16 protein-coding genes are annotated in these 18,769 nt (G+C 45.8%); all 16 read right to left on the reverse strand.

What is annotated here, in order from left to right; translation table 11 throughout:
• Positions 1 to 142: 142 nt before the first annotated feature.
• The gene (locus BZ167_RS00915) at positions 143 to 937 is read right to left on the reverse strand and encodes a TIGR00282 family metallophosphoesterase (RefSeq protein WP_003154137.1); all 795 of its coding nucleotides are present in this window, start codon (positions 935 to 937) and stop codon (positions 143 to 145) included.
• A 60-nt stretch (positions 938 to 997) separates the two neighbouring features.
• Positions 998 to 2,557, reverse strand: a complete 1,560-nt coding sequence (gene rny / locus BZ167_RS00920) for a ribonuclease Y (protein ID WP_003154140.1) — start codon at positions 2,555 to 2,557, stop codon at positions 998 to 1,000.
• 292 nt (positions 2,558 to 2,849) lie between these two features.
• Positions 2,850 to 4,031 (reverse strand): serine hydrolase domain-containing protein, encoded by a 1,182-nt coding sequence (locus BZ167_RS00925; protein WP_012117582.1) that lies wholly within the window; start codon positions 4,029 to 4,031, stop codon positions 2,850 to 2,852.
• Between the two features lie 167 nt (positions 4,032 to 4,198).
• Positions 4,199 to 5,242 (reverse strand): recombinase RecA, encoded by a 1,044-nt coding sequence (gene recA, locus BZ167_RS00930; protein ID WP_060675476.1) that lies wholly within the window; start codon positions 5,240 to 5,242, stop codon positions 4,199 to 4,201.
• Between the two features lie 170 nt (positions 5,243 to 5,412).
• Positions 5,413 to 6,663, reverse strand: a complete 1,251-nt coding sequence (locus BZ167_RS00935; protein ID WP_060675475.1) for a competence/damage-inducible protein A — start codon at positions 6,661 to 6,663, stop codon at positions 5,413 to 5,415.
• 17 nt (positions 6,664 to 6,680) lie between these two features.
• Positions 6,681 to 7,262, reverse strand: coding sequence for a CDP-diacylglycerol--glycerol-3-phosphate 3-phosphatidyltransferase (gene pgsA / locus BZ167_RS00940; protein WP_007409821.1), 582 nt, complete (start codon positions 7,260 to 7,262; stop codon positions 6,681 to 6,683).
• 72 nt (positions 7,263 to 7,334) lie between these two features.
• Entirely contained in the window at positions 7,335 to 8,234 is a 900-nt protein-coding gene (locus BZ167_RS00945) for a helix-turn-helix domain-containing protein (RefSeq protein ID WP_014417801.1), read from the reverse strand.
• An 18-nt stretch (positions 8,235 to 8,252) separates the two neighbouring features.
• Positions 8,253 to 9,044, reverse strand: a complete 792-nt coding sequence (locus BZ167_RS00950; RefSeq protein WP_007409819.1) for a DUF3388 domain-containing protein — start codon at positions 9,042 to 9,044, stop codon at positions 8,253 to 8,255.
• Between the two features lie 126 nt (positions 9,045 to 9,170).
• A complete protein-coding gene (locus BZ167_RS00955) occupies positions 9,171 to 9,428 on the reverse strand; it encodes a DUF3243 domain-containing protein (protein ID WP_003154150.1) in 258 nt (85 codons plus the stop codon).
• A gap of 74 nt (positions 9,429 to 9,502) precedes the next feature.
• A complete protein-coding gene (gene ymfI / locus BZ167_RS00960) occupies positions 9,503 to 10,231 on the reverse strand; it encodes an elongation factor P 5-aminopentanone reductase (RefSeq protein ID WP_061861470.1) in 729 nt (242 codons plus the stop codon).
• A gap of 59 nt (positions 10,232 to 10,290) precedes the next feature.
• A complete protein-coding gene (gene yfmH, locus BZ167_RS00965) occupies positions 10,291 to 11,523 on the reverse strand; it encodes an EF-P 5-aminopentanol modification-associated protein YfmH (protein ID WP_442856725.1) in 1,233 nt (410 codons plus the stop codon).
• Between the two features lie 50 nt (positions 11,524 to 11,573).
• A complete protein-coding gene (gene yfmF / locus BZ167_RS00970; RefSeq protein ID WP_061861468.1) occupies positions 11,574 to 12,854 on the reverse strand; it encodes an EF-P 5-aminopentanol modification-associated protein YfmF in 1,281 nt (426 codons plus the stop codon).
• Between the two features lie 151 nt (positions 12,855 to 13,005).
• Complete coding sequence (locus tag BZ167_RS00975; protein WP_077391915.1) at positions 13,006 to 16,125, reverse strand: MMPL family transporter; 3,120 nt, start codon at positions 16,123 to 16,125, stop codon at positions 13,006 to 13,008.
• Positions 16,125 to 16,580 carry a MarR family winged helix-turn-helix transcriptional regulator gene (locus BZ167_RS00980; protein WP_012117576.1) on the reverse strand — a complete coding sequence of 152 codons (456 nt, stop codon included), beginning with the start codon at positions 16,578 to 16,580 and terminating at the stop codon, positions 16,125 to 16,127. The genes BZ167_RS00975 and BZ167_RS00980 overlap by 1 nt, the downstream gene beginning before the upstream one ends.
• A gap of 106 nt (positions 16,581 to 16,686) precedes the next feature.
• Entirely contained in the window at positions 16,687 to 17,856 is a 1,170-nt protein-coding gene (locus BZ167_RS00985; RefSeq protein WP_311379459.1) for a bacillibactin exporter BcbE, read from the reverse strand.
• Between the two features lie 171 nt (positions 17,857 to 18,027).
• Entirely contained in the window at positions 18,028 to 18,753 is a 726-nt protein-coding gene (locus tag BZ167_RS00990; protein ID WP_007409813.1) for a GntR family transcriptional regulator, read from the reverse strand.
• Positions 18,754 to 18,769: the final 16 nt, after the last annotated feature.

Here is an 18,769-nt window from a genome sequence, read left to right on the forward strand (position 1 = left end):
TTAGATGTTGCTATCCAAAAAGCCATCCCCACAATGCTTTTCAAAAATAGCGGGCTACCTTCCATTTCTACTATATTCACTAAGAAGTTGCTATATTCCTGCTTTTCCTTTTAATATTTTTATAAAATAAACACATGATCACCTATTCAAAGAACATATGGTCATCATTGATTAATATCCGTTCGATATTTACGGCCTTTTTCGTTTGATCGTCGATGTCAATGAGCACTCCGCTCAGCGTAGTTTTACCTTCCGCCACCGTAAACCGGACGGGAAGATTGGTTTTAAACCGCTTGATGACCGTTTCTCTGTCCATACCGAGAATTCCGTCGTACGGACCCGTCATGCCTACATCAGTAATATATGCCGTTCCTTTCGGCAAAATGCGGTTATCTGCCGTTTGCACGTGTGTATGGGTGCCTACCACGGCAGAGGCTCTTCCGTCTGTGTACCAGCCGATCGCAATTTTTTCGCTTGTCGCTTCGGCGTGAAAATCAATAAAAATGTACGGCGTGCGCTTTTTCGCTTCTTCTATTAATTCATCCGCTTTAGCAAACGGATCATCAAGCGGCGGAAGAAACGTCCGCCCCTGTAAATTAATGACGGCAAGCTCTTTTCCGTTCGATTTAATATAAGTAATCCCTTTGCCCGGCGTACCTTCCGGGAAATTCGCCGGCCGGACAAGATGCGGCACATCATCAATAAAGTCGAAGATCTCTCTTTTATCCCACGTATGGTTTCCCATTGTAATGGCATCTGCTCCCGCTTCCATCAGGCTGTGGTAGATCTTTTCTGTCAGTCCTTTTCCATGTGCTGCATTTTCTCCGTTAATAATTGTAAAATGCGGTTTATGTTTCGCTTTCAGTTTCGGGACATATTCTTTTACCATGTCGCGGCCCGGGGAACCGACAACATCTCCGATAAATAAAATTCTCATACATTCCATTCCTTCCTTTTCAGGGACTCAAAAAAATAAAGTGATGCGCTAAGCATCACTTTATTTTGCATACTCTACGGCTCGAGTTTCTCTGATTACGGTCACTTTAATGTGGCCCGGATAATCAAGCTCGTCCTCAATTCGTTTACGGATATCACGTGCCAAACGATGGGCTTCTAAATCATTAATGGAGTCCGGCTTCACCATGATGCGAACTTCACGGCCGGCCTGAATCGCAAATGATTTTTCAACACCTTCGTAAGACTCGGAGATTTCTTCAAGCTTTTCAAGTCTGCGGATATAGTTTTCGAGCGTTTCACTTCTCGCGCCCGGTCTTGCGGCTGACAGTGCATCAGCGGCAGCGACCAGAACGGCGATAATGGAAGTCGGCTCTTCGTCTCCGTGGTGTGACGCAATACTGTTAATGACGACTGGATGCTCTTTATATTTGGTCGCAAGCTCCACTCCGATTTCCACGTGGCTTCCTTCCACTTCATGGTCAATTGCTTTTCCGATGTCATGCAGAAGACCGGCCCGCTTGGCAAGCTTTGCATCTTCTCCAAGCTCGGAAGCCATTAAACCTGCTAAAAACGCAACTTCCATTGAATGTTTCAGTACGTTCTGCCCGTAGCTTGTACGGAATTTCAACCGGCCGAGGATCTTGATCAGATCCGGGTGGAGTCCGTGAACGCCGACTTCAAACGTCGTCTGCTCACCCATTTCCCGGATATAGTCATCTACCTCACGGCGGGATTTTTCAACCATTTCTTCAATGCGCGCCGGGTGAATACGGCCATCCTGAACGAGTTTATCAAGAGCGATTCTTGCCGTCTCCCGTCTGATCGGATCAAATCCGGAAAGAATGACTGCTTCAGGTGTGTCATCAATAATCAGGTCAATACCTGTAAGCGTTTCAAGCGTACGAATGTTACGCCCTTCACGGCCGATGATACGTCCTTTCATCTCATCATTCGGAAGATTGACGACCGATACCGTCGTTTCGGCAACATGATCTGCTGCACAGCGCTGCAAAGCAAGCGACAGAATGTTTTTCGCCTTTTTATCTGCCTCTTCTTTCGCACGGTTTTCGGTTTCTTTTGTCATGATGGCGATGTCATGTGAAAGCTCATTTTCAACCCGGTCAAGAATGATTTGTTTCGCTTCATCCCGTGTCAGGCTCGAAATGCGTTCGAGTTCTGACTGCTGCATACGAATCATCTCATCCACTTTGCTTTCCATCTCTTCAATATGTTGTTGTCGTTCATTCAGAGAATGATCTTTCTTCTCCAACATCGCTTCCCGTTTATCAATTCCTTCATGTTTACGGTCAAGATTTTCTTCTTTTTGAAGTAAACGGTTTTCTTGTTTTTGAAGCTCATTTCGTCTTTCACGAACTTCCTGTTCAGCATCTATTCGAAGTGTATGGATTTCGTCCTTTGCTTCAAGCAGAGCTTCTTTTTTCAGTGCTTCAGCATCACGCTTTGCATCTTCAAGGATTTGCTCGGCAGCACCGCGTGCGCCCGCAATCTTTGCTTCGGCAATGGTTTTACGAACATAGTAGCCAACAACTAAACCGAGCAGAGTCAGCAAAATGGAGATGAGAACCGTCATTGGGGTCATACTTTCACCTCCTCTTGCTATGAACTTGGTTTTTGCTTAAATAAGTGCCGGCATGTACATTGTCTGATTTTCTCAACATACAGAACCTTCACAGGGAATGAGTCTCTCATGCCCTTGTCAAGTTTAAATGGTTTAACAATCATGTTAAAAAAACAAATGTTACAACTTCATTGTAATTGTGTCGGAAATACTTGTCAAGCTTGCCAGCTTAACGATTCGCCTTCAGCTCGGATCTTCGCCCATGTATATATCATACCATACCTTCATCCGCTTTTCGTGAATGACGGCTCTGTTAGTCCGCCTGGTTAAGCAATTGGTAAATTCTATTGTTTACCTGTCCTAATTTGGCGTTATTCTGAATGTTTGACAGTAATATGACATATTTGCTTGCCGAATGGCTGAAGCTGTTCAAAATGTTGTAACCGGGCATAACACCGTGATTGGAATAGCTTCCCGGATCAATGTAAAACCCCATGCCGTAAGCGGCACTGCTTCCTGCTGTAAACATTTTTGTGAAGCTTTCTTTTGAAAGGAGCGTGCCATTTACGATCGCTTTATCAAATTTATAGAGATCTTCAGCGCTCATATACATGTCGCCCGCCCCGTACAGCTGCGATAAGTCCAGAAGGTGCGGCGTTACAAGACTGCCGCTCTCATCGACTTTGTAGCCGACGGCAGGATATTTGGCTTTGGCAAATGTTTTGTAAAATCCGGCATGCTTCATTCCGGCCGGTTTGAACACGTGTTCTTTTATATATTGTTCATAAGACTCCCCGCTGACTTGAGATACGATATAAGCAAGCACTGAATAGTTGGAATCCCTGTAATCCCAAACCCCGGGCTGCCGTTTAATACCGCGGTATTCTATATCCTTGATTAAATCAATTGGAGAAATCGGTCCCTGTCCCTCAATATGCCCGTTTATGCCGGACGTATGATTGAGCAGGTTTTTCAATGTGATGCGCGTGCCGTTAGGAAAATTCGGCAAGTATGTACTGACGGGGTCACTCGTCTGCAGCAGCCCTTTTTCTTCAAGCTGCAGGACAGCCGTCGCGATTAACGCTTTTTGTGAAGAACCGATATAATATGATGTCTCCGGATTGTTTTTAATTTTTTGTTTTCGGTCCGCATAGCCAAAGCCTTTTTTCAGCACAACTTTTCCATCTTTTACGATCATTGCCGTGCCGCTGAACCCGATCTGTTGCAAGTAATTGCTGATCTGTTTATTGTGATCGATTGATTTAGGTGTTTTCTCTTTTTGCGTCTTTTCTTTTTTCTGTTGAGTCTGGTCTTTTGAAGTATCAGATTGAGCGGCGGGAGCGTTTTTAACGGATTCCTTCTCCCGGTGATGCGCTGTGACGGTCCAGATCATAATAAAAACAGTGACAAGCAGCAGAAAAAGAAACAGCCCTCCCGTTTTCATCAGCTTCTTCTTTCTTTTTTTGTTAATTCTTGTGCGGCGGGGGCTCGTCATCTTTTTTCCTCCTCAGATATAATTTCAACTTTCGCCATGATGTTAGACGAGTGAAGGGTGAAAAAAGTTGTAACATTCCAGATAAAATTTTCCGAAACAGCCAGTGTTTTTTTGAAACACACAAAAAAAGAGCGGAAATTGCTTATTCCGCTCTTTTGATCGTGTTTTTATTCTTCTAATTCCATCTCTTCCTGAACTTCTTCCGCTTTGTCCGTTACACCGTTATTGTCTAAACCGTAATGTTCACGGATTTGTTCCTGAATCATCAGCATGATGTCTTTATTTTCTTTTAAGAACTGCTTGGCGTTTTCACGGCCCTGACCGAGGCGTTCTTCTTCATAAGAATACCACGAACCGCTTTTTTGCACGATATCCAGTTCAGTTCCAAGGTCGATGATTTCCCCTTCTTTGGAGATTCCTTCACCGTACATAATGTCCACTTCAGCCGTACGGAACGGAGGAGCGACTTTGTTTTTTACGACTTTAATTCTCGTTTTATTCCCCATCACGTCGTTGCCCTGCTTTAATTGCTCGGCACGGCGCACTTCAAGGCGCACGGAAGAATAGAATTTCAGCGCGCGGCCGCCCGGTGTCGTCTCCGGATTTCCGAACATAACGCCGACTTTTTCACGAATCTGGTTAATAAAGATTGCGATTGTTTTAGATTTATTGATGGCGCCGGAAAGCTTACGGAGCGCCTGAGACATGAGACGCGCCTGTAAACCGACGTGTGAATCACCCATGTCACCTTCAATTTCAGCTTTTGGAACAAGCGCCGCAACAGAGTCAACGACTACGATGTCAACAGCGCCGCTTCGCACCAGCGCTTCAGCAATCTCTAGCGCCTGCTCTCCCGTATCCGGCTGAGAAAGCAGAAGCTCTTCGATATTGACACCGAGCTTTTGCGCGTAAACAGGATCAAGAGCATGCTCAGCATCAATAAATGCTGCCTGTCCGCCTTTTTCCTGAACCTCAGCGATTGCGTGAAGCGCTACAGTCGTTTTACCTGAGCTTTCAGGTCCGTATACTTCAATAATCCGTCCGCGCGGGTATCCGCCTATTCCGAGAGCGGTATCAAGTGCAAGGGAACCGCTTGGCACCGTTGAAATTCTTGTATCCGTTTTTTCTCCGAGCTTCATGATGGAACCTTTGCCGAATTGTTTTTCTATTTGCTTAAGAGCCATATCTAAGGCTGCCTGACGATCACTCATTTATTTTTTCCTCCTTTATCTTGCCACTACATATACTATACCTTGTTTACTGGCATTTGCCAAGAAAAAAGCGAACGCATATTCGGATTTTTTCCGCGTTCGCTTTTCTGCAAAAGAGCATAATTTCCCTTGTAAAACTTAAAAATCAGAGAAAACGCCTCTTTAAAACTTTATTTTTGATCCAGCATTTTCAAAATGAGATGGCAGCCGTATTTAGCGGCGCGCTTTCTGATTCCGGTTCTTGAGCCGGCAAAGTTAAATTCGTGCACCTCTTCTTTTCCTTCCGCCGCAATGCCGATAAAGACGCGGCCCGGCGCATGCCCTTCCTGCGGGTCGGGACCCGCCACCCCGGTAAAGCTGATGCCGATATCGCTTCCGGTCAGCTTTCTCACACCGGCTGCAAGCTCTTTCGCACACTCTTTGCTGACCGCTCCGCTTTCTGCGAGCGTCTCAGCTTTCACGCCGAGCACATGCTGTTTCACGCTGTCGGAATAACAGACAACGCCCCCTGCAAATAGTTGAGACGCACCGCTTAAATCAGTCACCCACTCTGAAAACAGGCCGCCTGTAAAGCTTTCGGCAGAGGAAATCGTAATTCCGTTTTGTCTGCATGCTTTTGAAAGCTCCTTCACCAGAGACGTATCATCATATCCGTAGAAAAATTCACCGACACGTTCTAAAATGGCGGCTTCCGTTTCTTTTAAAAGCCGTTCTGTTTCTTTTTCGTCGGCATGTTTCGCCGTTAAACGCAGCGTGACCTCTCCGTCAGCAGCAAGCGGCGCAATCGTCGGGTTCGTCTGCGCATCAATAATATCTTCTAAATCAGCTTCAAGCTGGGATTCACCGATTCCGAAAAACCGCAGCACGGTTGAAACGATTTTCTCATTAGAACCGAGCTTTTTAAGAAGCAGCGGCTTCGCTTCATTTTCAAACATCGGACGCAGCTCGCTCGGCGGCCCGGGAAGCAGCATATAAAGCCTTGAGCCGTGCTCTGCAAGCATTCCCGGCGCCATGCCGAAATGATTCGCCAAAACGTCTGAGCCCTCAATGACGAGCGCCTGTTTGCGGTTATTCGGCGACATGGTCCGTTTTGTTTTCGCGAAATATTCTTCGATCGACCGGAATGCTTCGTCATTCAGAACGAGCGGACGCCCCAGTGTGTTTGCAATGGTTTCTTTCGTCAAATCGTCCTTGGTCGGTCCGAGGCCGCCTGAAAAAATAATCAGGTCTGAGCGCTCTTCGGCAATGCGGATGACTTGCTTAAGCCGCTCCGGATTGTCACCGACAGCGGTATGATAAAACACGTTCACACCGATTTGCGCCAGCTCTTTACTGATAAACTGCGCGTTCGTATTGGCGATCTGGCCGAGCAGAAGCTCCGAGCCGACTGCAATGATTTCTGCTTTTTTTGCTATTTCCATCTTTAAGTCCTTCTTTCTTAGTTAGATGTTTTTAACGCATCCCAGTTCTTCGCAAAATAATCCCAGCCGGAAATGACTGTGAAGAGCACGGCCACCCATAAAGCGATATCGCCGAACGGGAAAGAAACGAGCTCAAACGGAAGATTATGCAGCAAAAGCGCGGCAACAGCGATGATCTGAGCCCATGTTTTAATTTTCCCCAGCATATTGGCGGCTACAACTTCCCCCGTTCCCGCCAGCACAAGTCTTAATCCCGTTACGGCAAATTCGCGGCTGATGATGATGATGACCATCCACGCCGGCGCAAGGTCAAACTGCACAAGCGTAATTAATGCCGCGGACACCAGCAGTTTGTCAGCCAGCGGATCTAAAAATTTCCCGAAGTTTGTCACGAGGTTCAGTTTTCTGGCATAGTAGCCATCCACCCAGTCAGTCGTTGATGCGATAATGAACAAAACAGCTCCCGTAAGATGCGCGACCGGAATCGATTCATCCCCTATATGAACGCTGCCCCACTGAAAAGGAACAAGCATGATAATCATAAATACAGGAATTAAAGCGATTCTTGCCAGTGTGATTTTATTCGGTAAGTTAAACATAAAGCCCCTCCAATATATGTACTCGGACGTGAAGAAAAAGTCATCTTAATCGTTCAGATGACTTTTCCCCTTTTATTTTTTCATCTTGATTGTGATGGTCTGCGCCATCACATCATGCGGATTGAGTTCATAGGACAGAACCTCTCCGTTGATTTTAATTTTCAGGTTAGGGGCATAGCCCGTGCGGATTTCAATCTGCTTTTGATCCGTGACGTCTTTTTTAAAGGTTTCGCCTTTTTGCAGCGTTCCTTCTTTTAAAGAACCGCCGCTGTCATCACGGACGCGGATCCATGCGCTGTCAGAAGCAATCAGTTCAAGCTTATACTTATCTGCCCCGGAGACGTTGTATGAAGAAGCCGAGCCTTCCGTTCCGGCCGCTTTGATCTCCGTCTTTTCACTGCTTTTTTCTTTCTTTTTCTGCTCTGACGCTTTTGTGTCCTTTTTGTCTTTCTTGCTGTCAGATTGCGCTTCGTCATTTGTATTGCCGTCGTTTTTCAGCGCAGAATCCTTAGGAATCTCATACTTGCTCTCACTTTGGGTGACGGCCTTATCTCCGTCTGTCTGCCCGGATTTGCTCATTCCGAGCTGAATAATCGCATAAATGATCGCGATGACGATAATGACACCGATGACGACAAGGACGGTCGGAAGCCATTCCGCCGCCTTTGAAGCGGACTTAGGAAGCTCCCTTTGCATGGCGAGACCGGAGATTTTTTCCGACACATCGTCATGGTACGTGTTAGGGATGTCTTTTTTATATTCTTCAAATAACTGATCTGAATCAAGCCCGACAGCTTCAGCGTATTGCTTGATAAACGCCCGCACATAAAAATTGCCGGGAATGACGTCATAATTGCCTTCTTCCAGAGCGGTTAAGTATCTTTTCTGAATTTTCGTCGCCGCCTGGAGTTCATCCAATGACATCCCTTTTTCCTCTCTGGCTTCTTTAAGCCGGATTGCTAATTCTGTCACAACAAACACCTTCCAATATTAAAAATCAAAGCTTGAAAAACCGGTCTGATCAAATATTTGCGGTTCTTCTGCATGTTCATATGTAATAACTTCGTCAGGATCATTTCTGAGTTCGATAATATAATCGAAATCATCGAGCGTATACTCCGAATTTTGAACAAAAATATCGGGGTGCTCCACGACCTTTGTCGCCGGAAGCCGCATAATTTCACTGACGAGCTGAAGATGGCGCTCAGATCCCCGTCTTGTCGAAACGATGCCGTCGAGGATAAACACGTTTTCCGTGCTGTATTCATCGGCAACCAGCTGGCTCCGGATCGTTTGTTTTAGCAGCGTTGATGATACGAAAAGCCATCTTTTGCTGGCACAAACGCTTGACGCAACGATGGACTCCGTTTTTCCGACCCTCGGCATTCCCCGGATTCCGATCAGTTTGTGCCCTTCTTTTTTAAACAGCTCGGCCATAAAGTCAACCAGAAGACCGAGCTCGTCTCTTTCAAAACGGAAGGTTTTTTTGTCATCGGCATCACGCTGAATGTATCTTCCGTGGCGGACTGCGAGACGGTCGCGAAGCCTCGGTTCTCTCAGCTTCGTTACTTTAATGGTCTCCATTGTTTTTAAAATTGATTCCAATCGTTTAATTTGATCTATATGCCGGCATCTGAGCAGCATTCCCCTTCTGGAAAGGTCGACACCGTTAATTGTGACAATATTAATTGACAGCATCCCGAGAAGAGATGAAATATCCCCGAGCAGGCCGGGGCGGTTCACTTGAATTTCATATTCAAAATACCATTCGAGCTTTGCCAAATGATATACCCCCTCCATTGTGGCAAATTTTTACCTTCCTTTATCATAAAACATTTTTCTCTAATTAGAAAGAAGAATGTTGCTCTATAGAGGAAAACATAAAAAAAGAGAGGGAAATCCCCCCTCTTAATGAGTGCTGTTATTTTCAACAAGCTTCACCATCATATTTGCGATGGCGCGCTGTTCATCTTCAGAAGCAACGCTCCAAAGATCAGCAAGCACTTTTTCCTGATGGTTTTTCGAGTCGACTTCGTTCGCAAGGTAACCGCCGATTTCTGTAGCGAGGTCAGTGATCGTTTCATCACTCATCCCTTTTTCCTGCGCATAGTTCAATCTGTCGCCAAGGAAATTCTTCCAATTATCCCAGTTTTCTAATACTGACATGTTGGGTTCCTCCATTTCATCTGTTGTTACAAAATTATTTTGTCCGTACAGATGCAAACTATACACACATTTTTTCAGCAGTGCCAGCCGCCGTTTACGGATAATATATGCCCCGTGATATAGGAAGCCTTGTCCGATAATAAAAAGGCCGCCGCTTCGGCGATTTCCTCCGGCTTTGCCAGCCGGCCCGCGGGAATTTCCTCTGCCAACGCTTCTTTTTCATCATACGTGAACTGATCAAGCATATTTGTGTCAACGGCACCCGGCGAGACTGCATTCACGCGGACGCCGCTCGGAGCAAGCTCTTTGGCAAGCGCTTTGACGAACGAATGCTGCGCTCCCTTGACCATGCTGTATAATACCTCGCACGATGCGCCTGTTTCTCCCCAGACGGAACCGATCGCGACGATGCCCCCGCTTTTTTTCCGGATCATGCCGGGCATCAGATTACGCGCCAAAAGAAACGGACTCGTTACATGCAGCTGCACCATCTCCCGCGCCGTGTCATCCGTAACGTCCGTAATCAGGCCGAAATGACTTTTGCCGCTGTTTAATACCAGAGCATCCACAGGCTGCTTAACAGAACGGCTGAGTGTCTCCGCGCCATCCGGTGAGGACAAATCCGCCTGAATAACGGAGGCTTTTACGCCGAATGATGCGCTCAGCCTTTCCGCAAGCCTGTGTGCGGCTTCCTTATTAGAATGATAATGCAAGAGGACGTCATATCCGTTTTTTGCGAGGACTTCACTTATACTTTGTCCGATTCCGCCGCTTGCTCCGGTTACGAGCGCTGTCTGTTTCATCAATCAATACTCCTTCTTTCCCCAGAAAAACATCCCTCGGGGCGTGAGGGATGTTTTTGTTATGATTTTGGCACGACTTTGCAGACTGTCAGCCTGTCTTCTGATATTTCTTCTTCAATGACCCGCTTTACGTCATCCAGCGTAATCTGCTCCAGTACGGTTACGACATCAAACAGACTCATATCTAAAAAGGCGTAGCGTGTGAATTGGTTGGCGATATATTCAGGCGAATTGAGCGCTTTTAAGAATGACCCGATCTTCTTTTTTCTCGCAAGATCAAGTTTTTCCGCAGTCACGGCTGATTCTGCATCAAGCAGCATGTGTTTTAATTTGTCAGCGAGCTTATCCGGCTCCGGTGTATCTCCTCCGACAGAGGCAAAACCGAATCCGTATTCAGCCGTGTAATCGAAGCTGAAGGTCTCATCAATGTAGCCTTTGTCGTACAAGTCACCGTAATGCGGTGAGCTTTTTCCGAAGAGACATTCAAGCATGAGGTTCATGCTGAGCTCGTGCTTTAACAGCTCCCGCCCCGTTTTATAAGGGTCTTTCGCCTTTAAACCGACAAGACATTTTGAGCCTTGCACGTTCATTTTTAATTCCTGCTCCCGGCGGAAAACCGCTTCCTGCTCCTGAACTTCTTCACGTTTGATTTCGGGCTGGTCTGTAAACGGCTTTTTCTCCTGGTTTTCCCGCACCTGGCTGATGACCGCTTCAGGATCTACGGGACCGACGATAAAGAGCAGCATATTGCTCGGGTGATAAAACGTTTCATAGCACTCATACAGCAGATCTTTCGTAATATGAGAGATGCTCTCCACCGTCCCGGCAATGTCAATTTTCACGGGGTGGTCTTTATACATATTTTCGATAAAGCCGAAAAACAGCCGCCAATCCGGATTATCATCATACATATTGATTTCCTGGCCGATGATGCCTTTTTCTTTTTCAACTGATTTTTCCGTGAAATACGGGTCCTGAACAAAATCTATGAGTGTTTCCAGGTTTTTCTCCACATTAGAAGTGCTGGAGAACAGATAAGCGGTTCGTGTAAATGATGTAAAGGCATTTGCCGACGCCCCCTGCTTACTGAAGTCCTGAAACACGTCGCCGTCCGCTTTTTCAAACAGTTTATGCTCCAGAAAATGCGCGATTCCGTCAGGGACGTGTACCATTTCTTCCTTATTTAAAGGAACGAATTGATTGTCAATGGAACCGTACTTTGTCGTAAACACAGCGTATGTTTTATTAAAGCCCTGTTTCGGCAGCACATAGACATCAAGGCCGTTTGCCATATTTTCATGATACAGCGTTTCCTGAAGCTGTTCGAAGTTTATCGTTTTAGTCAAGATGCTCCCCCCGTCCCTTTTAAGAAATAAGTCGTATCCAGCTTAATGTTCTTTCCGACATTGATAATGTCCTCTTTTGTCACTTTCTCGATATTGTCAAGGAATTTTTCGATCGGTATCTCTACTTGGGCTGAGGCCTGCTGATACAGAAATTCCGCTAAGCCGTATGCCGTATCAATGGTTTCTAATACTTGATTTTTAATAACGGCTTTCGTTTGGGCGATATCATCTTCTGAAAAGTCACCGTTTTGCATAGCCTGAAACTGTTCTTCAATGATGGTGACGGCCTGCTTGTAATTTTTCACCTCAATGCCCGACATGACCATCAAAAGCCCTTTGAAGCTTTCCACCCTTGAGGCTGCATAATAGGCGAGGCTCGCTTTTTCACGGACATTTATAAACAGCTTTGAATGAGAGAAACCCCCGAACAGCCCGTTAAACACCTGCAATGCAGGATAATCCGGATCTGTATATGTCGTATTGGTCCGGAATCCGATATTCAGCTTGCCCTGCTTGACGTCCTCTTCATCAATGACTTCCTTCGGATCGGGCTGTTCATTCGCCGCGCTTCTTTCAAAAGGCTGCAGCTCCCGTTCTTCCGTTTTAAAATACGTATCAACGGCCGTTTTCACCTGATCTGTATCAACATCGCCGATGACGTACAGGTCCAGCTGGTCTTCGCGTATGGCTTTTTGATAGGCTTCATACAAATTTTGCGGTGTAATGTGTTCAACATCATCGAACTCGCCGTTGACGTGAAGCGCATACGGTTCGCTTTTGCACATTTCCTGAACGAGACGCAGATTAGAATATCTCATCTTATCATCATATACGGCTTGAATCCGCTGTTTCAGCGTCCGTTTTTCCTGCGTGACATAAAGGGGCAGGAAGGCGCCGTTTTCCAAAGCGGGCGAAAAGACAAGCTCTGATAAAAGCTGAAGGCCTTTTTCCAATAACGGTGTGCGGTCCTTCAGATACTTTTCATTAGGAATCTCAAGTCTGAACGTAATGACATGACGTTCTCCCTTTTTTGTCAGATCAGCTGAAACGGATGTGCCGTACAGCTCATCAAAATAAGACCGCAGATCAGCGGTTTTCGGGCGGCTTTCTGTTCCGCGCAGAAGCACATGCGGAAACAGCGCCCTTTTTGTTACGAGCTCTTTCGTTAAAGGAGCCAGCATTTTAAACGTCAGCGAAACGGTTTTAAATTTCTCGGTCTTTACGATGTGGGCGGTGATCCCGCCGTGCTTTGACTTCATTTCATTTACGTAAGTCATGTGAAACCTCCTTCGTTCATTCTTTCATAGTATGTATTATGACCAAATTTCAGCATTCGCAAAAAAGAGTGCGCAGATGTAATTATATCAACTGGAGGATTTATAAGGAAACAAAAAACCTCTGCCCGAAAACAGGCAGAGGCATTGAACGTTATTTTTTCAAATTGAAAGGCCACCAGTTGGCTCTTCCGAATATTTTCACCATGACCGGTACAAAAAACGGAAGGACGACAATTGCGTACATGAGAAGGCCTGTTAATACCACGGTTGCAATCTGTAATAAGGAAAGAACGCCTGACGGCAGCATGGCCGCAAAGGTTCCCGCTAAAATAATGGCCGCAGAAATGATGACGGAACCCATATTTTTCATACTGCTGATCATTGCGGGTTCCGTTCCTTCTTTTTTCAGCTCATTAAAGCGGTCCATTAAAAAGATGGAATAATCCACGCCAAGAGCCATCAAAATGACAAAGCCGAAGAACGGCACGGCCCAGTTTACGCCCGGATACCCGAAGAAGTGTGTAAAGATGTATTCCGTCACGCCGATGGATGCGAAATACGTCAGTACGAGCGACGCCACTAAATAAACAGGCATAATGAGGGAGCGCAGCATCACGATGAGAATCAGAAAAATTCCCGCCAGCATAAACATGGCCGTCCGTTTGAAGTCTGAATCCGATACTTCCTTCAGATCGGCATTCATGCTGGAGACTCCCGAAACGCCGAAGGAAGCACTCTTCAGATCCGTGTTCGGAATGGCCCTTTTTACGCTCGCTTTGATCGCTTGAACATCTTGAATGGCCGTATTTGAGTAAGGATTGTGATCAAGAACGACGGTCAATTCTGTCGTTTTTCTGTCATCTGACATGTACGTATTAAACACGCTTGTGAAATCACTGTTTGTCAACGCGTCTTTCGGCACAAACCAGCCTGTCATTTCTTTGTCTGACGCCTTGTGAAGCTCACCCAGGTAATCATTCGCCCCCATCATGCCGCTTGATACTTTCTTAAGCCCTTTTACACTGTCGTTAAGGCCGGAAGAAAGTTCGCTGAGCCGGGAAGAAAAATCACCGAGACCGCTCTTCATTTTTTTCTGGCCCTCGGCGAGCTGTCCTGCCGCCGATTCAAGGCGCGGCATTTGTCCTGCGAGAGCCCCCTGTCCGTCTGACACTTGCTGCAGACCGTTTTCAATACTGGTCAGACCATTGATCATTGCGTTAATTTGAGTGTCAATCTTCTTCTGAGCGGCTGCCAGTCGGGCAAATTGTTTTTCCGCTTGCTGCAGATGAGCCTTTTGACTGTCGACCTGTTTAGAAAAAGCTTCTGCATCCGCGTTTGCCTTGGAAACGGCTGACTGTACACCCGTAAAGGCCGATTTGATTTCTTGGTAAGAGGGATCGGTTTTGACTGACGGTATTGACGCTTCCAATTTTGCAAACGGCAGCCGGGCAAGCTGCTTGTTCAAATCGGCAAGCTGTCTGCTGGCTTCATCTTTCATCGGCAGGACGGTTTTTACCAATTTTAAAGCGTTTTGCGTTTCTGAAGCGAGACCGCTGTTTTGTTTGAGCTGTGAAGTCAGCATTTGTTTTTGCTCTTCAATCCGCTTTCTCATCTGGGCGACGCCGGCTTTATTCTCGTTCACGGCAGCCTGCAGTTTATTCAGGTTTTCTCCTATATCAGAAAGCCCGGATTTCAGAGACAATGTTCCGTCAATAAGCTGATTGACGCTTTTGCCCGACTCTTCGATCTGCGGCTGTGAATCAGCTAACGACTTTGCGGCATGCCCTAATCCGTCCGTGATTTTTTCAAGTCCTGTATTGCCTTTATCAAGCCCTTCTTGAAGCTGCTTTGCCTGATTTGTGACAAATAATTGATTCAATCCGTTTCCAGCGGGGCGCGTGGCGCTTCTGACCGTTTTTACACCCTCTGTTTTTTCAAGTTCTCTGCTGATTTTTTCGATATCAATCAGGTGTTTTTCGGTATTTAATGTCTCATCATTTTTGATGACGACTGTGGCCGGAAGAAGTTCTCCCGGGCCGAATGCGTCTGAAATCGTATTAAACGCGCGGACGGATTCATATTTATCCCCGATTTCGTCAAGACTGTTGTAAGACAGCGACCCTTTGTAAAGAAGGATAGGCGGGACGGTGAATACCGCAACGATTGCAAGACTGATGAGCGGCCTTTTAAATGAAAACCGCCCTGACGATTCCCATGCTTTGCTTTGAGGATGCGAAATATCGCCCTTAACAGGCCAAAACAGGCTTTTTCCTAAAACAGCCATAAAAAACGGCACGATCGTCATGAGCGCAAGCAGCAGCACCGCGACACCGACCGCAACGGCCGCTGCCGACTGATACAGCTTAAATGTCGCAAATCCGATGCAGGCAAATCCGATCAGCACCGCACCGCCGCTGTACAAAACCGTCTTTCCGGCCGTTTTGTAGGTGACGACGATCGCTTCTCTTATATCAGCGCCATGCGACAGTTCTTCTTTAAATCTGCTGAGAAGCAGAATGCAGTAGTCTGTGCCGATCCCGAACATAATCGCAACCATAAAAATCTGAGTAAAAGTTGAGAGCGGAAAATTCAGCTGATCGACTAAAAATGCGACAATCGACTGGCTGACTAAATAAGATATCAATACTGATAAAAGCGGCACGAACGGAGCGACCACTGACCGAAATACAAGGATCAGCACGATCAGGATAAAAGCGACCGTTATATATTCAGTCTTTTTCAAGCCGTCCTGTGAGCTTTTTAACACATCTTCGTCGATCAGCGATTGGCCTGTAATGCCGTATGATACGCCGTACGGTTTCAGCTCTTTATCAATTTTATTTTTTATTTCGATGATATCGTTTTTGGATGTATCAAGCTGCAGCTGAACGAGCATCGTTTGTCTGTCTTTTGAGAGCAGCTGTTTTTTAATGTCGTCATTTTTCTCCCCGAAGTATGAAGTCACCGTTTTTATCTGAAGCGCTTTTTTATGTTCAGACAAAGTGCTGACGGCTTCTTCCAGACGATCTTTTTTGTCTGTCATTAAGCCTTTTTCGTGAAATACGATGACGGCAGAAGAAGACGGTGCATCGGAATCAGACATTTCATCAAGCAATTCATGGGCGTAAGAAGAGGAATATCCGTCCGGTACGGAAATCTGCCCTTTCTCCCGTGTCAATTCAGCCATATCAGGCGCTGTAAGCATAAATATCACCGTTGCGGCGACCCACACCGCGGCGATGATCCAGCGGGCTCGGATAATGTTTTTCATTATGTCTGCTGATCCTCCTCAGTCATCATCAATCGATATAATTTTTCATATGTATTCACGAACATCTCCGCCTCGTCTTCATCAAAATACATAATATATGAACGGACGAGTTCCTCAATCCGCCGCTCCACACGGTGAAATACTTCCGTCCCCTTTTCCGTGACATTTAAAAGTATGCTCCGGCGGTCGCTTTGGCTGCGTGCTCTATTGATGTAGCCTTTTTCATACAGGCGGTTCGTCATAGATGTAATGGCGCTTTTATTGACGTGGCACACCGCGGCCAGTTCAATTGATTTGCAATCGGGATTGAGCATAATATAGCGGAGGATGTAATATTGATCCAATGTCAGTTCTTTGTTCACTTTTTCAGCGATAATGCTGTCAATTTTTTTTAAGACGTGCAAGTATACATCGGAATAACGCTGAATCAGCTGCTTTACTTTTTCTTCATGCACTTTTTCCCCCTCCTTCCGATAGTTAATATGTTTAACTATTAAAAAGGATAACGACTTGACGGTATCATGTCAATCTTCAAAATAAAATAAAAAAAGACAGTGCAGATTACACCGTCTTTAATGATTCCTTTTTTTCTTTTGCTTGTGATGAGATATTTAACAGCGCTAAAAATACAGACACAATGCCGCAAAAAGCGGATAAAATAAAAATCAGCCAGCCCGCATTTGACATCAGGGCAGCAAAGATCGGCGGTCCCGCCGCTACTCCGATAAACCGCATGCTGTTATAAAATGAGGTGATGGTTCCCGATTCCTCGTTGTCTACGCCTTCTGTGATGACAGCGTCTAAAGCCGGCAATGCCATTCCGATACCGATACCGCTGACACACAAAAAGATAAATAATAAATAAAAACTGTGATTCCACCATAGGCCGATAAACGACAGTGTCACGGCACTCATTCCGAAAACGATGCAAAACTTCATTTTGCCTTGGTCTTTTCCGATTTTCCTGCCTGCTATATATGAACTGACGGATAGAAATAAAAGCGGGATTGCCAAAAGCGCTCCTTTAGCCACACCGTCAATGCCGTATTTCTTCTCCAGTGAGTCTGATAAATAAAAAAGAACCCCGAATAGCAAAAACATAATCACGCAGCCGATGATAAAAACCGTAAAGAGCCAGCGTCCGTCACGCTTAAATATGCGGCCGACATTTTTCACAAATTCGGAAATAGAAGGCGCTTCTTTTTGTTCCTCCGGCTTTGCCACCAGAAACAATACGAGAAAAAAACTGATGAGCGAAAAAAACGGAATGAACCAAAATGGCATAAACCAAAACCATGCAGCCAAGAGCGAACCGAGAATCGGGCTTATTACTTTCCCGGCAGTGTTAGACGTCTCAATATCGCCGAGCCCCGCGGTAATCCGCTCATCATCCCCTTTGAATAAATCACCGATAAACGGCATCACTACAGGAGCCGCCCCTGCCGAACCGATTCCCTGCAGCACCCGCCCCGCCAAGATAATGGGATAAGGATGCTTGAACGCGGTGGAAGCTATCGCGGCAAGCGCTCCGCCCGCACCGGCTATGAGAAGACAAGGCAGAAGAACCTTTTTTCTTCCGAATTTATCGGACAGATATCCGGCAATCGGAATACAAATAATCGCCACAATCGAATAGACCGTTATAATTAACGATACTTGAAAAGACGATATGGACAGCTTCTTTTCAATCATCGGAAGCACAGGAATCAGCATGGAATTCCCGAGTGTCATCACGAGCGGTACAGAAGCCAGAGCAATGATATTTTTCGTTCCATTTTTCTTCTTACTCAACTTATTCACCCATTCACTATACTTGGTTGTTTCCTGTTTTATTGTGCCTTGCAGAAAACAAAGTATGTACTGAAACGGCAAATAAAAAAACAGACACATGACGCGTCTGTCTTAAAAACGTTTTCTTACAACATGAAAACTGAACTTATCAGCCCGGAAATAATTTAATGAATACAGCACAGGTTCATCATTCTGATTATAGTGGGTTTGCTTCAGCAATAAAAGCGCCGTCTCCGGCTCGCATTCCAAAACCGGTGAAATCGTATCGTGATATCCGATCGGTTCGATATCAGCAACGGCATAGCTGATCACAGATCCGGAGTTTTTTTCCAAAAGATCAAAAATAGATTCCTGTTCATGACAGAAAGAATTCGGCAGAATGTGCATCGGAATCGTATCTAAACAGTAAACGACCGGAGTGCCGCTTGCCGTTCTCACGCGTTCCAAATAAAAAAGCTCCTGCTCAGGCTCAAGCCGGAATCTAGCGATATCTTCATCAGACGGGGTGATGACCTGAGACGACAAAAAAATCGTACCCGGCACCATGTTCGCCTGCTGAATCGTTTTCGTCACGCTGTTGAGCTGTTCAATACCTGAAAGAAACAGCGGTTTTGTATGGACGAAAGTGCCCACACCGTGCCTTCTGATAATCACATGCTCCTCTTCAAGGATACGCAAAGCTTCACGCAGAGTTGCCCGGCTGACACCCATTGATTTTGAAAGCTCAAATTCAGAAGGAAGCTTTTCCTTTTCGGTGTAAATTCCGTTTTGTATATCCTCTTTGATTCGCTCAATCACTTTTAGATACAAGTGACGATTGTCAGCTTTTGTAGACATGTTTCCCCTCCGTAAA

The sequence above is a fragment of the Bacillus sp. 275 genome, assembly GCF_001999205.1.
GTDB classification, from domain to species: Bacteria; Bacillota; Bacilli; order Bacillales; family Bacillaceae; genus Bacillus; species Bacillus velezensis.